Here is a 14,581-nt window from a genome sequence, read left to right as displayed (position 1 = left end):
CACCCCTTCCCATCCCGAACAGGACCGTGAAACGACTTTGCGCCGATGATAGTGCTGCAACCAGTGTGAAAGTAGGTTATCGTCAGGCTGTTATACCGAGAGAAGCCCACCAGTGATCTGGTGGGCTTTTTTCATTTGTGCTTCATGCTTTGCAATACGCTGCGGACTTGACTCCAGGTCCCGGGTTTTAGTGCTCCGCCGGGCACTGCCCGACGTCGCTCGCCAGGCTGTTATATAGAAAACCCCCGCTAGCGTGTGCTGGCGGGGTTTTGCTTTGGAGCTCAAGCTTTGTTGCTCGAAAACCGGTGGCGCAGCAGGGACTTCGGGAGCATTACTCCTTGCCTGCGCAGCGGAGACGGCCTGTAGCCCGTCTCTTCTTCCAAACACCAGTTTTCGGGAAACATTTCAAAATAACAGGTGTCTGTCACCGGTTTATCGAAATATTTCAAAATAATATGTGGCTGCCACCGGTTTTGACGTCAGGCTACGCAGCAATATTACCGTCCGTCCTGGATTCTGGTCGCGGTGCTGAACAACGAGCGCACGGCGGCGGCCTTCCAGGGCGGCGTACAGCGCGTGATGAACCAGCTTTACCGCCATGATTTTCACTACCGCCATGCGAGCGCGAACTGTGCCGGCGTCAGTATCGACGTGTTCGATTCGCTCGGTTGGCATTCCGAAACCGGGGCGACCGCACCGCTGAAGTCGATTGCCGCATATGCCTACACTGCTGCCAGCGAAGGCAGCTTGCGAAATGGCCGCAACATCTATGATTACCTGAATGAAGAGCAAACCCGGCTCCTGCCGGTCGTCGCGTTCGAGGCTGCGGGGCTGGATCTGCTGCGGATCGTCGGCGCCACTGGCACGCAACGCGTCTTCACCTGTTACGAGCAGCAGCTCAGGAGCGATGTCGACGCCATTTTCCTAGTATGCATTCCGCAGGTTCCATCGAGCCGTGCAACAGGCTCGGCGCCAGTATTTTCACTCAATGATTCCGCGCGCGCGTGCCGGAAAAACAGGCCAATTGGAAAACAGTGCCGGTCCCGAAACGACCTTTCCCGGAAGCGCTGCGCGATCCCGCCAGCGTGGCGGAAGCCGAGTCCCTGCCGATCCCGCTGCCGGTCGCCGGCATTGGCGCAATCCTGGGGGCGCTCGTCGTCTGGCTCTGGCAGCGCAGGGCAACACCGAAAGCCGGCAGCAAACAGCCAGCTCCAGCGCCGGATGAGCTGGTCCATTGAGCGCCCTTGTCGTGCTGCGCCGTGCCGACGGCGGCGGCGCAATCGGGCGGCCGGCCAGGCGGCACAAGCACCGGCGCCGCTTGAAGTCCGGTACACCGCCGCCGACAATGGACTATCACCCCTGTTGCAGAGGAGAAGTCCATGAAGAGCCACTGTATTTTGCGAGGCCTGTTGGTCGTGGCCAGCGTGCACCTGCCGTACCTGGCGGAAGCTGCGGACACGCCAGAGCGGCCCGCGCCAACGGCATTTCAGCAAGAGGTGATCGCCAGGATGAAGCATGCCACCATGCCCGGGCCCTTTAATCGGAAGCTCGAGGTCTTGCCGGCGAGTTCAGCGTCGCGCTGAGGATGTAGGCGGAACCGTGGAAGGAGCCGGCCGAGGAACTCTCGCCTGAGCCGGCCAGCGGCACCAGCGAGCGCAAATGTATTCTCGGCAACCGCTTTCTGGAGGAAACCTATCGCGGTACCTATGCTGGCGAGTTCTTCGACGGCAAGGGCATGCTGGGCTATGACAATGTGACCAGCAAGTATGCCGGACCTGGATCGATACGATGACTTCCAGCCTGAACACTTCGCAGGGCACGCTGGACGGCAATGTGCTGACGTTGAACGGCATGACTTCCGACGCGATGGAAGGCAAGGCAGTGCCCTATGCCATGAAGCTCATCATCGTCGACAAAGACCATCATACGATGGAATGGTAGGCGCCGGGGCCGAAGGGCAAGTATGTGAAGTACATGGAAATGCAGTACACCCGCGTCGCGTGACCCGGCCAGCATCAACTCGTGTAAGTTCCCCTCGCATCCGCATCCACTTCGATACACCTCAATGATGACGCCAGCGATGACATCAGCGGTACGCATCTGCTTCGCTTCGACAACTTCACATTGCATTTTCGCTATCGCCATCCGCTCTACGGATCAATATTAATGTGCCCCGATGGCGACGATAGCGGCTGCCCTCCGCAATATTTGACCTAGTATCAAATGAGAGATTCCACCCATGAAGGAATGGAAGCGGGCGCATGGGCGCCCTGAATTGCGCACGACGGCGGTACTCATGACTAGGGAGGCGATAAAATGAAAGCGAAACAGCAGAAGGGCACGCTTGCGCCGATGGCCGACTCAATGGCCGATGCAATGACCGGCAAGGCGGGCAACACGATGGCCGACGACTGCGACTGTAGCGAACCGAACGCTGCAAAGGGCGAGCAAGGTGTCGAAGGCAATGGCCTGGCGCACTTTTACATGGCTGGCGAAACGCCCCAGGGACTGGCCGATCCGGACGATCGCGGCATGCCCGGCGTATCGAAGCGGGGCAGCCTCGATGGCATGCCGGCCGGTGGCATGGCCGAACGGGCCGACAGCCGTAATGACGGCATGCCTGGCGGAGCGATGAACGGCGGCGGCGCCGGCCAGGGAGGAGCCGCGGGTGGATCCGGCGGCAACAGCGGTTCCGGCGGATCCGGTGGAACCGGTGGCGCCGGCGGGGCGGGCGGCGGCAGTAACCGGCCGCAAGTGCGCCGCTGCGCGACCATGGACGTGCATCGCCGCCTGTTGTCGACCAATGCCGATTATGCCCGGGCACGCGACCGCATCGAAATCAATGCGCAGCGCTATGAAGCCGGTGCCGCGACCTCGCAACGCAGCGGCGTCACGCGCATTCCCGTGGTGGTCCACGTGGTATGGAATACCACCGCGCAAAACATCTCCGATGCGCAGATCGCCAGCCAGATCGACGTGCTGAACCGCGACTTCCGCCGCACCAACCCGGATGTGAGCTCGACGCCGGCACCGTTCCTGCCGCTGGCGGCCGATGCCCGCATCGAATTCTTCCTTGCCACCGTCGATCCGAACGGCGCGCCAACCTCGGGCATTCAGCGCCGGCAGACCACGGTAGCGGGGTTCAGCGACAACGATGCCGTCAAGTCGAACGCCAGCGGCGGGCTGGACGCATGGCCGGCGGAGCGTTACCTGAACATCTGGGTGTGCCAGTTGGCCGGTGGCCTGCTGGGTTATGCGCAATTCCCTGGCGGCCCCGCGGGTACCGATGGGGTGGTTTGCCTGCAATCCGCGTTCGGCACCAACGGTACCGCGGCGGCACCATTCAACCTCGGCCGCACCACGACCCATGAAATCGGCCACTGGCTCGATCTTTTCCATATCTGGGGCGATGACGGCACCGGCTGCTCCGGCTCCGACAACGTGGCCGACACGCCGAACCAGGCGGGCGGCAATACTGGGGTTCCCACGTTCCCCCATGTTTCGTGCAACAACGGTCCGGATGGCGACATGTTCATGAACTACATGGATTATGTCGACGACCGCGCCATGGTGATGTTCTCCGCCGGCCAGGTAGCCCGGATGCAGGCATGCCTGGATGGCGTACGGGCCAGCATCGGCAGCGCTGCCACCGCCAGCCGCGCCAGCTCCGAGCCGGTGGTGGCGTGGGGGGCGAACCGGCTCGACACCTTCGTGCTCGGCACCGACCGCGCGCTGTACCACAAGTGGTGGGACGGCTCCGCCTGGGGGCCGTCGATGACGGGCTATGAACACATGGGCGGTGTCTGCACCAGCGTGCCGCAGGCGGTGGCGTGGGGGCCGAACCGCCTCGACGTGTTCGTCACCGGCACGGACAGCGCGCTATATCACAAGTGGTTCGATGGCGCTGCCTGGGGCCCGTCCATCACGGACTACGAATATATGGGCGGGGTATGTTCCGGCGACCCGCGCATCGTGTCCTGGGGCCCGGACCGGCTCGATGTATTCGTGCTGGGCACCAACCGGGCACTGTTCCATAAATGGTGGGACGGCGCTGCCTGGGGGCCGTCCATCACCGGCTATGAAGACATGGGCGGAACCTGCATCGGCCAGCCGGAAATCGTGTCCTGGGGCCCGAACCGGCTGGACGTATTCGTCATCGGCACCGACCGGGCGCTGTACCACAAATGGTTCGACGGCGCCGGCTGGGGACCATCGCTAACCGGGTATGAACGGCTCGGCGGCATTTGCACATCCGCCCCGCGCGCCGTGTCATGGGGTCCAGACCGGCTCGATGTGTTCGTCACCGGCACCGATGGCGCGCTGTATCACAAGTGGTGGGACGGATCCGCATGGGGACCGTCCGCCGATGGCTTCGAAAGGCTGGGTGGCATCTGCGTCGGCGCACCGCAGGCCGTGGCCTGGGGGGCGAACCGTCTCGACCTGTTCGTGATCGGCACCGACAGCGCGCTGTACCACAAATGGTGGGACGGGGCCGCCTGGGGGCCGTCGCTCACCGGCTACGAGAACATGGGCGGCATTTGCACGTCGACACCCCGCGTGGCGGCGTGGGGCCCGAACCGGCTCGATGTGTTCGTCACCGGCACGGACAGCGCGCTGTATCACAAGTGGTGGGATGGCGCGGCCTGGGGGCCGTCGATCAGCGGCTACGAGTTCATGGGCGGCGTGATCTCGGCGTTCCGCACGGGCTCCCGGCAGCAGGGCGGACTGGCGGCACCGGCACCGGCGCCGGCACCGCAGCCGCCGGTGATCGCCACCACTGCCAGGGACCTGCTGCAGCAATCGCTGACGATGCACGCCTGACGGAGCGGCCATGGAACGATCACCGCCCATGATGGGCGCGGCACTGACCTGGGCCCACTCGTTTGAAGAAGACGAGGGCGACATCCAGGTCTACCGTCCGCGCGACACATTCCCGTTCCCGCCCAGCCGGAAGGGGCGGGAAACCCTGGTCTTCGATCCGTCCGGGCGCGCCTCCTCCGGCATGCCCGGGCCGGACGATCGCATGATGGCGCCACAGGCAGCAGCGCCGTTCGACATCCTCGAAGCCGGCGCCGATCTGTTGAAAATCAGAAAGCGATGACAGGACGGGCGCGCATGTCATCGGCGCATGTCATCGGCGAATGTCATCGGCGAATGTCATCGGCGAGTGAGTCTCTTCCTACATGCCGGCGGTCCCCGCGCCGATACAGCCACGTCGACGCTGGGCGCATCATCCCCGTGTTGACGCCCGGCCGGCGTCGTCACAGGAGGAGTACATCATGTCGAAGAAAGGCAGCGCGGACGACAAGCGCGTCCGCTCGCAAACCACCACCAACCTGAATACGGTCGCCGAAGAAAGCCTGCAGTCCCGGGCTCCGGGTGCGGTGCAGAAGGGCAGTGCCAACGTGCAGTCCGCATCGGTAGAGGAGCAGGGCACATCGCTGCGCAGCCGGGGTTCGCTGCAGGGCACGCTGGATGATAACGTCGGCAGCAGCCGTGGCGGCGAAGGAGCCCAGCAAGCGGGCTGGAGTGCCCGCCAGAAAGCCGTCCGCAACGAAGCCCGTGCCGACGAGGACCGCGAGGCCGCGCCGCAGCAGTCCGGCTACGGCGGCCTCGAGCAGAAGCAGCATGCCGGCTCGCAGGAATCGCCGACGGGGCCATCCGGCAACCGCCAGTCCGGCGCGGCGAACAACCAGCAGCGCCAGGGCAATCCAGGCGAAGAACCGTCCGACGCCGGAAGCAGCCACACGGACAACATCCAGCAACGCTGATCGGCCGCGCGGAACGCATCGGTACATGCCCACCAGCCGGGCTTGTACCGGCACGTGGCCGCTTGGCCTGCTCCAGCCCGGCCTCGGCAGGCGTGCCAAGGCCGGGCAGCCGTACGTCCAGTGCACACAGCCGCATGCCCAGTGCACACAGCCGAACAGGAATTCGCCGTTCCGGCAAACGCCGTTGAGCGAACGGCTGCCGCGCGCCATGGGCGTTACAATCCAAATTCAACAATAAGGATTGTCCATGAACGAAGAGCTGGCCCGCAGTGTGGTTCTCGTGCGCGCGATCGAGACCACCGACCAGAAGCGTGAAATCCTCAGCGACGACGACCGCCGCTACGCCAACCGCACTGCCCGCGAACTGGCCCAGTGGCAGGCATCGGAAACCCGGGCCGAGGCGACTTCCGAGCATTTCCTGCAGCAGCGTTCCGAACAGGTCATCAAGAAATTGTCGCAGCGGCACCCCGCTTTTGCCGCGTTCGCAAAGCGCGCGCCGGGCCTGCACGCGACCGCCTGGCTGCTGCCGCTGCTGGCCCTCTTGCTGGGCGCCGGCCTGGACCGGATCACCGATCCACACCGTGTCGACCTGCTGTCCGCGCCGCTGCTGGCGATCATCGCCTGGAACCTGCTGGTCTACGTGGCCATGCTGGTCTGGCTGTGCATACCGAAAGCAGGCGTCACGCGCATGCGGGCAGCCTGGATCCGCCACCTGGCCGTGGGCAAGGGCGCCATGCCTCGCAAGATGCCGCATGCGCTGTCGTCCAGCCTGTACGCGTTCATGGCCGACTGGGCGCAGCTGAGCGCGCGGCTGAACGGGGCGCGGCTGTCGCGCACGGTCCATCTGTCCGCCGCGCTGTTCGCGGTGGGCGCGCTGGCATCGCTGTACGCCCGCGGCATGCTGTCGCAATATGGCGCCGGCTGGGAAAGCACGTTCCTCGGCGCCCAGCAGGTCCACGAATTGCTGGCGATCCTGTTCTGGCCGGCGATCGCCGTGTTCGGGCTGCAGGGCTTCACGCTGGCCGACGTGCAGGCGCTCCACTATGCTGCCGGTGCGCCGGCGGCGGCCAGCAGCGGCGCACGCTGGGTGCACCTGTATGCGGGCACGCTGCTGCTGCTGGTCGTCCTGCCGCGCCTCGTGTTCACCGCATTCGCGGCGGTGAAGGCATCGGTGCTGAAGCGGCGCTTCCCCCTCGATCTCGACCAGTCATACTTCCGCCAGTTGCACACCGCGGCCGGCGGCGAAGCAGGCACGCTGCGCGTGCTGCCCTACAGCTTCACGGTCGATGAGGCGCGTGCCCGCGGCCTGGAGGCGGTGGCCGCGCAACTGCTGGGCGAGCGCGCCCGCGTGCGTCTCCTCGCAGCGGTTGCGTACAGTGCCGATCCCGCGGCCGCGCTGGGCACGGTCGATCCCCGCGATCCCGGTGTGACGTCGACGGCGCTGCTGTTCAGCCTTGCCGCCACGCCCGAGAAGGAAAACCACGGCGCCTTCATCACCCAGGCGGCCCGGTCGCTCGGCGTGCGCATCCCGGTATTGCTCGACGAATCGGCATTCAGCACGCGCACGCCCGATCCGCAGCGCGTACGCGACCGGATCGAACTGTGGCGCGAATTCTGCGTGTTCCACGGCGCCGATCCCACCGTGGTGAACCTGCTGGCATCGCCGGCGCAGGTCAAGGGGGAGGGGGCATGAGCACAACGATCCAGTTGGCCCTGATCTCCCACACGAACAACGGCAAGACCACGCTGGCCCGCACGCTGCTGGGCATGGACGTGGGCGAGGTGCGCGACGCGGCACACGTGACGGCACTCGCCGAATCGCATACCTTGCAGGCGACCCAGGAGGGCGACCGCCTGGTGCTGTGGGATACGCCCGGCTTCGGCGATTCGGTGCGGCTGATGAAACGCCTGGCCATGTCGGGCAATCCCATCGGCTGGTTCCTGCGCGAAGTGATCGACCGTTACCGCGACCGCCCGTTCTGGCTCAGCCAGCAGGCGCTGCGCGCCGCGCGCGACGATGCCGACATCGTGCTGTACCTGGTCAATTCCGCCGAGCGGCCCGAGGATGCGGGCTACCTGCCGTCCGAAATGCGCATCCTCGAATGGCTCGAGAAGCCGGTACTGGTGCTGCTCAACCAGATGGGCCCGCCGCGGCCGGCACCCGAGGAACAGGCCGAGCAAGCCCGCTGGCGCGAGCACCTGCGGCACTACGGCGCCGTGCGCGACGTGCTGCCACTCGACGCCTTTGCCCGCTGCTGGGTGCACGAGCATGTGTTCTATGAAGCCTTGGGCCGGCTCGTGCCGGAAGACAAACGGCCGGCGCACGGCCGCCTGCTGGCCGCATGGGAAGCGCAGAACGCGCAGCGTTTCCACCAGTCGATGGCCGTGATCGCGCAGCAGCTGCACGATGCGGCACGCGATCGCCAGGTGGTCGAGACGGTCGACAAGGGCATGCTGGGCGCCGCGCTGAAGCTGGTCGGCATTGGCAAGGGCGACGACCGCAAGCGGCAGGAGCGGGCGATGAACACGCTGGCCGCGCGCCTCAACCTCGGCATCGGCCAGGCCACCGTCAGCCTGCTGTCGCTGCACCGGCTCGATGCCAGCGCGGCCACCACGATCAATGCCCGCGTCAGCAACAACTTCACCGTCAAGGCACCGGTCGAGAAGGGGCAGGCCGCGCTGCTGGGCGCGATCGTGTCCGGCGCCGCGACCGGCCTTTCCGCCGACCTGGCCGCCGGCGGGCTCACGCTGGGCACGGGCGCGCTGCTGGGCGGCGTGATCGGCGCGCTCACGTTCGCCGGCGCGGCGTGGGGCTTCAATGCCGGTACCGACCGCCACACGCCGTCGATCACGCTGTCCGACGAATTCCTGCGCACGCTGCTGGTCACCGACATCCTGCGCTACCTGGCCGTGGCGCACTTCGGGCGCGGGCGCGGCAACTTCGTCGAAAGCGAAGCGCCGGCCTTCTGGCAGGACGAGGTGGAGCAGGCCGCTGCCCTGCGCGAGACGGACGTCAACGGCTTGTGGCGCACGCTGCGCGAGCAGGAGGAGCCGGACATCGCCGCCACCACGGCACTGCTGGCCGCGATCACCCGGCAGGTGCTTGCGCGGCTCTACCCGGGTGCACCCATCCCGGGCTGAGCGGCCGGCAGGGAGGCCCGGGCAGGCGCGGCAGGCACGCTACAGCTTCCCTTCGCGCACGTAGCCATCGGCGAAAATCAGCGCCGGATCGTGGTCGCCCGAATGGGTGCCTGGGCCGTTGACGAGCCCGGCGGCCAGCCACCCACCGTTCCACGCCGCCAGCGAGCGCACCTGGTTCTGGCGTGCGCCCGCCACGAAGGGCAGGCGCTGCCGCACGACGCCGTCGGCATCGAGCACGGCCAGCAGCGGTTGCGACGTTTCCGAGATGCTGGCGCCGCCCGGATTCTGCGTGTACCCGGTGGTGCCGGCTGCCAGCATGCGCCCATCCGCCAGGGGCAGCAGGTCGAAGACGATGTCGCAGCGGTCCACGTCGATCCGTTGTACGTGCGGTTCCCGGCCGGGCTTGAGCAGCGCCACGTAGGCATCCCAGCCGGCGCTGTCGGGCGGGGTGGACGTGCGCTGCCGTCCCGTCACCGCGATCGTCCCGCCGATCCACCGCACGCCGTGCACTTCGGGACGCACCGTCATCGGCACCACGCGCGTACCGATACGCGTGCCCGCGGCATCGAGCTCGGTCACGAACAGGCCATACGCCATGCCGGCCGGCAGCGCTTCGTAGAAATGGCGGGCATGGCCTTCGATCAGGTTGGTCCTGTCGCTCTGCACCGCGACGGCGATGCGCCCGGCCGGGCTGACGTCGAGCCGGACGTGGGCCGGATTGGAAAGCGACTGGAACGGATCGAAGCCGCCGTTGATGATGGCGCTCAGGCCAAGCTCGACGCCGGGCTCGACCAGCGTGCGCCAGCGCTGCGCGAAGCCGGCCGGGCCATGGCCGAAGCGATAGGCCACCACGGCATCCTTGCCGGTGCGCAGTGCGAGCACGGCGTCTTCGCCCAGCGCGGCGAGGCGTGCCGCGTCGCGTGTCCCGTAAGGCAGCATCGACTCCGCATCGCGCACGTGGACCGGGTCGTCCATGAACGGGTCGTGAGGGACCGCGGCGTCAACGAATGGCTGTTCGCGCAGCAGGGTGCCGCGGCTGTCGAAACGCAGAAGACGCAGTTCGCGGTCGGTGCCGAGGATCGCCGATACGTCCAGCGAAGGGTGCTGGGCGAAATCGAGCAGCGACCAGCCTGGTGGCGGCGTGTAGGTGGATGGCGTGCCGGCGGCTTGCGCGAACAGCAGGCGACGCTGCGGCCGGGTCGGCGCTTCAACTGTCTGGCTTTCGGCCAGCGCCACCCACGTGCCGCGCTCCGCGCGCACCTTGACGATGGCTTCGCCGGCGAGCGCGTACTGCACCGGCGCGGGGGAAGGCGGCGGTGGCGCCGGCTCGCCGCCCTGGCGCGGTCCCGGATCGGAGGAGCCGCCGCCGCATGCCGCGAGCAGGGCCACGGAAAGCGTGGACAACATGGCGCGCCGGCGCGGGAGTGAACGAAGCATGGTGTGTTCCTGGAGTGATGGAACAGCCCATTCTAGAGAGCGGGTGTCGCGAAACTTTCCGCGAACTGTCGCGATTTGTCCGCCAGCTTGTTACGGGAGGTAAAAATTGAAACGGCGCGGCCCTTGCGGGTCGCGCCGTGGTATAGATTGCAAATTGTAGCGTGCAGCGTGCAGCGTGCGGCGGGTGAAGCTTACGCCGCTGCCTGCGCTTCCTCGCGTTCCGGCAGCGCGATGCGGTTGTCGGTACTGAACTGGTAATCGCGGAACACGTGTTCCGCGGTCAGCAGCTGGTAGTCGCCGTTGGCCAGCTTGTGCGTGGTGTCCTTCAGCCGGTACGTGTAGTGGCCGCAGGTCCAGCAATTGAAGTTGCGCATGTGCGTGCACAGGCAGGTCTTGTCCATCACCTTCACGCCCTTGTCGCTGCCGCCGTTCGCCATCACTTCGCGATTGTACGAGTTGATGTACGAACAGTTGCCGTTGGCGTCCAGCAGGTAGCCGTAGGATTCGCAGCCGGGGCGCGTGTTGGTGCCGATCGCCGGCGTATTGCGCAGCATGCGCATCGGGTAGCCGGTCGGCGAGACGCCGTTGACGATCACGTCTTCCTCGGAAGCCTTGGCGTATTCCTGCTTCACCTTGTCCGGCAGGCCGCATTCCTTCGTGATCGTGAAGCGCGTGGCCACCTGCACGCCGGCCGCGCCCATTTCCAGGAACGACACGGCATCGCTGCCGGTGAAGATGCCGCCGGCGGCGATCACCGGGATATCCAGCGCTTCGCCTTTCAGGTAGGCGAGGACTTCGGCGGTGATCGTGTGCAGGTTGTAGTCCTGCCAGTCTTCCAGGCCGAAGCCCAGGTGGCCGCCGGCCAGCGGACCTTCGACGATGACGAAATCGGGCAGGCGGTCCAGCTTGGCGTTCTTGCGCAGGAAGATCTGCAGCGCCCGCACGGACGACACGATGATGCCCAGCTTGGCGTCGCGGAAGCGCGGGTGGTCCGCCATCAGGCCGAACGAGTTGAAGTGCAGGCCGGCGGACAGCGTGATGCCGTCGATGCCCGCATCCAGCGCCGCATTCAGGCGCACGCGCAGCGTTTCGCGCGGACCGTTCATCGTCAGCTTTTCCATGCAGTTCACAAAGATCAGGCCGGGACCCTTCTTTGCTTCCATGGTCCTGCCGATGTGCAGGCGCTGCGCTTCGGCCAGGCGGTTCAGGTCGAACTGCACCACCGCCTTGTCCATATTGTTGATGTTGAACTTGTACAGCTTGGTCTTTTCCTTGACGAAGCTGGTGTCGAAGCGGCGGTCGGAAACGTCTTCGACCATCGCATCGGAAATATGACCGATGCCGCCCAGCCGGGCAGCCTCCAGCGCCAGCGCGGCCGTGGAAATGTCCACGCCCATGCCGCCGATCATGATGGGTACATACTCTTTGTCGCCGAACCGCAGGCGGAAATCATCAACACGTTTCATTGCTATCCTCTGGGACTGCCGGCAGGTGCCGGGTCAATCGCGGAAGTTGTTGAACTCGAGCGGCGTATCGGCCACTTCCTTGCGCAGCAGCGCCATCGCGGCCTGCAGGTCGTCGCGCTTCGCGCCGGTGACCCGCACCGATTCGCCCTGGATGCTGGCCTGTACCTTCATCTTGCTTTCCTTGATGATCTTGGTGATCTTCTTGGCCGTGTCGGAATCGAGGCCGTTCTTGACCTTGATGACCTGCTTGACCTTGTCGCCGCCAATCTTCTCGACCTTGCCTTCGTCGAGGAAGCGCACGTCGACCTTGCGCTTGGCCAGCTTGTTGGTCAGCACATCCTTCACCTGGTTCAGCTGGAAATCGGAATCGGCGAACGCGGTCAGGTCGTTTTCTTTCTGTTCAACGCGTGCGTCGCTGCCCTTGAAGTCGAAGCGGGTGGTGATTTCCTTGTTGGACTGGTCGACGGCGTTGCGCACCTCGATCATGTCCGCTTCGGAGACGACGTCAAACGATGGCATGATGTTTCCTTTCGAATTTTTGTTGCTCGCGGCTACGCCGCGCGAAGATGCGACATTTTAACGGACGCGCGCTGCGAACGGTCGGTCGTTTTTCGCGCGCCCCTCTATAATCGAGCAAAATTCAAGAAACCGAGTCAGCCGTCCATGCCTTCCGAACCGACCCTCCAGCACGATTTTTCCCTGCGCGACCTGAACACTTTCGGCATCGACGCCCGCGCCCGGCACTACGTTCGCATCACGGCGGCGCACCAGCTGGCGGCGCTGCTCGGCGAGCCGCGGCTGGCGGCATTGCCGCGCCTGGTGCTGGGCGGTGGCAGCAACCTGCTGCTGACGGGCGACTTCGACGGCCTGGTGCTGCACATGGCCAGCAGCGGGCGCGAGATTGTCGGCGCCAGTGGCGAACACGTGCTGGTGCGCGCACAGGCGGGCGAGAACTGGCACGGTTTCGTGGAGTGGACGCTGGCGCAAGGTCTCGGCGGCCTGGAAAACCTGGCGCTGATTCCCGGCACCGTGGGTGCCGCGCCGATCCAGAATATCGGCGCCTATGGCATGGAAACCAGGGATGTCTTCCACAGCCTAACGGCATTCGATCCCGCTACCGGAACGCTGGCAAACCTGGACGGCGCCGCTTGCCGCTTCGCCTACCGCGACAGCCTGTTCAAGCACGCGGCCGGCCGCGGCCTGATTATCGTCGATGTCACGTTCGCGCTGCCGCGCGAGTGGCGGCCGAACCTGCGCTATGCCGAACTGGCCACGGAGCTGGACAATGCGCTGGCCAGTGCGCGGACCGGGGAGGGCGTGGCCGAACCGACGCCCCGCCAGGTGGCCGATGCCGTCATCGCGATCCGGCGCCGCAAGTTGCCGGATCCCGCCGTGATCGGCAACGCCGGCAGCTTCTTCAAGAATCCCGTGGTCAGTGCGCAGCAGTGTGCCGCCTTGCTGGAGCGCCACCCCGCGCTGGTGCATCACCGGCAGGACGACGGTAGCGTGAAGCTGGCCGCGGGCTGGCTGATCGACCAGTGCGGCTGGAAAGGAAGAAACCTGGGCCCGGCCGGCGTGTATCCTAAGCAGGCGCTGGTCCTCGTCAACAATGGCGGCGCCAGCGGGGCCGACGTGCAGCGCCTGGCGCAGGCCATCCAGGCCGACGTACTGGACCGCTACGGGGTGCGGCTCGAACCGGAGCCTGTGTTCGTCTAGATTCGTCCAGGAGGAACGGTCAGAATGCGCCGCTGGCGCGGTTGCGGCCGTCGCCCTTGGCCGAATACAGCGCGCGGTCGGCGTACTCCACCAGGTCGGCTGGCGCCGTGCCGCTGGCGGGTATCAGGGTGGCCATGCCGATCGACATCGTCACGATGCGGTGCGGCGCCTGGGGGTTGTCGATGCCCAGTTCGGCCAGCGCGCGCAGGCAATATTCGGCCACGCTGCGCGCGCCGGCTTCATCCGTGTCGGGCAGCACCAGCGCGAATTCCTCGCCGCCGTAGCGGGCCGCCAGGTCGGCCGGGCGCTTCAGGCAAGCCGTCAGCACGGCCGCCGCCTTCTTCAGGCACAGGTCGCCGGCCAGGTGGCCGAACGTGTCGTTATACAGCTTGAAGCAATCGATATCGCACAGCAGCAGCGACAGCGGCCGGCGCTCGCGCTGGGCGCGCTGCCATTCGTGATGCAGCGTTTCATCGAAACGTCGGCGGTTGGCGATGCCGGTCAGACTGTCCAGCGCCGCCAGCTTCTGCAATTCGATGTTGGCCTCGGCCAGGTGTTTCTGGCTCTCGCGCAGGAAACGGAACGCTTCGTCGCGCTGCAGGCGGCTGATATAGGCGCCCGAGTGATAGCGCACGCGCGCCAGCAGTTCCAGGCGGTCGGGCAGCTTGACCAGGTAGTCGTTGGCACCGACGGCGAAGCCATGCGCCTTCGAGGCCGCTTCGTCGCGCGCCGACAGCACGATCACGGGCACGTGCTCGAGCTGCGCGCTGGCGCGGTAACGGCGGATCAGGTCGAAACCATCCCAGCCCGGCATGACCAGGTCCTGCAGGATCACGGTCGGTTGCAGGCGCTCTGCGCAATCGATGGCGGCGGCCGGATTGGTGACGAAATGAAATTCGATGTCGGGCTGGTCGGACAGCATGCGGCGCACCGCTTCGACGACCAGCAACTGGTCGTCGACCAGCAGCACGCGCACCTTGAAGGTGGTGAGAGAAAATTCCGGTTCCGCGCCAGCGGTGAAGGCCTGGGACATCGGGCGTTCCTAAGGGT

At 65.9% G+C, this 14,581-nt stretch carries 12 protein-coding genes, 1 rRNA gene and 1 pseudogene; 10 read left to right on the top strand and 4 right to left on the bottom strand.

What is annotated here, in order from left to right; genetic code table 11:
- The 9 genes and pseudogenes from rrf to FHS02_RS25075 form a co-directional block, all read left to right on the top strand.
- A 5S ribosomal RNA gene (gene rrf / locus FHS02_RS32195) occupies positions 1-88 on the top strand; the annotation flags it as partial.
- Between the two features lie 437 nt (positions 89-525).
- Positions 526-1,383 carry a hypothetical protein gene (locus tag FHS02_RS25115; RefSeq protein WP_137316711.1) on the top strand — a complete coding sequence of 286 codons (858 nt, stop codon included), beginning with the start codon at positions 526-528 and terminating at the stop codon, positions 1,381-1,383.
- A complete protein-coding gene (locus FHS02_RS25110; protein ID WP_137316712.1) occupies positions 1,380-1,583 on the top strand; it encodes a hypothetical protein in 204 nt (67 codons plus the stop codon). The genes FHS02_RS25115 and FHS02_RS25110 overlap by 4 nt, the downstream gene beginning before the upstream one ends.
- An 80-nt stretch (positions 1,584-1,663) precedes the next feature.
- Positions 1,664-1,941: pseudogene (locus tag FHS02_RS32140) on the top strand (DUF1579 family protein).
- Between the two features lie 375 nt (positions 1,942-2,316).
- Complete coding sequence (locus tag FHS02_RS25095) at positions 2,317-4,821, top strand: DUF8189 domain-containing protein (RefSeq protein WP_229422408.1); 2,505 nt, start codon at positions 2,317-2,319, stop codon at positions 4,819-4,821.
- A 10-nt stretch (positions 4,822-4,831) separates the two neighbouring features.
- Positions 4,832-5,101 (top strand): hypothetical protein, encoded by a 270-nt coding sequence (locus FHS02_RS25090; RefSeq protein ID WP_137316714.1) that lies wholly within the window; start codon positions 4,832-4,834, stop codon positions 5,099-5,101.
- A gap of 178 nt (positions 5,102-5,279) precedes the next feature.
- Entirely contained in the window at positions 5,280-5,771 is a 492-nt protein-coding gene (locus FHS02_RS25085) for a hypothetical protein (protein ID WP_137316715.1), read from the top strand.
- A gap of 247 nt (positions 5,772-6,018) precedes the next feature.
- Positions 6,019-7,464, top strand: coding sequence for a DUF2868 domain-containing protein (locus tag FHS02_RS25080; protein WP_137316716.1), 1,446 nt, complete (start codon positions 6,019-6,021; stop codon positions 7,462-7,464).
- A complete protein-coding gene (locus tag FHS02_RS25075) occupies positions 7,461-8,912 on the top strand; it encodes a DUF3482 domain-containing protein (protein WP_137316717.1) in 1,452 nt (483 codons plus the stop codon). The genes FHS02_RS25080 and FHS02_RS25075 overlap by 4 nt, the downstream gene beginning before the upstream one ends.
- Before the next feature lie 39 nt (positions 8,913-8,951).
- Here FHS02_RS25075 and FHS02_RS25070 read toward each other — a convergent pair whose 3' ends face one another.
- The 3 genes from FHS02_RS25070 to FHS02_RS25060 all read right to left on the bottom strand — a co-directional run bounded on the left by FHS02_RS25070 (position 8,952) and on the right by FHS02_RS25060 (position 12,334).
- Positions 8,952-10,349, bottom strand: a complete 1,398-nt coding sequence (locus FHS02_RS25070) for a hypothetical protein (RefSeq protein ID WP_137316718.1) — start codon at positions 10,347-10,349, stop codon at positions 8,952-8,954.
- Between the two features lie 191 nt (positions 10,350-10,540).
- A complete protein-coding gene (locus tag FHS02_RS25065; protein ID WP_137316719.1) occupies positions 10,541-11,815 on the bottom strand; it encodes a nitronate monooxygenase in 1,275 nt (424 codons plus the stop codon).
- 33 nt (positions 11,816-11,848) lie between these two features.
- A complete protein-coding gene (locus FHS02_RS25060; protein ID WP_137316720.1) occupies positions 11,849-12,334 on the bottom strand; it encodes a YajQ family cyclic di-GMP-binding protein in 486 nt (161 codons plus the stop codon).
- Positions 12,335-12,478: 144 nt separating this feature from the next.
- On the opposite strand from FHS02_RS25060, the gene murB reads away from it, so the two are divergent.
- Positions 12,479-13,531: a UDP-N-acetylmuramate dehydrogenase gene (gene murB / locus FHS02_RS25055; protein WP_137316721.1), complete on the top strand. Its 1,053-nt coding sequence runs from the start codon at positions 12,479-12,481 to the stop codon at positions 13,529-13,531.
- Positions 13,532-13,550: 19 nt separating this feature from the next.
- Here murB and FHS02_RS25050 read toward each other — a convergent pair whose 3' ends face one another.
- A complete protein-coding gene (locus FHS02_RS25050; RefSeq protein WP_137316722.1) occupies positions 13,551-14,564 on the bottom strand; it encodes a diguanylate cyclase domain-containing protein in 1,014 nt (337 codons plus the stop codon).
- Between the last annotated feature and the right edge of the window lie 17 nt (positions 14,565-14,581).

The sequence above is a fragment of the Pseudoduganella umbonata genome (genome assembly GCF_014192225.1).
GTDB lineage: Bacteria > Pseudomonadota > Gammaproteobacteria > Burkholderiales > Burkholderiaceae_D > Rugamonas > Rugamonas umbonata.
Note: the sequence above shows the minus strand (reverse complement) of the source record. Positions and strands in the feature narration are given on the sequence as shown.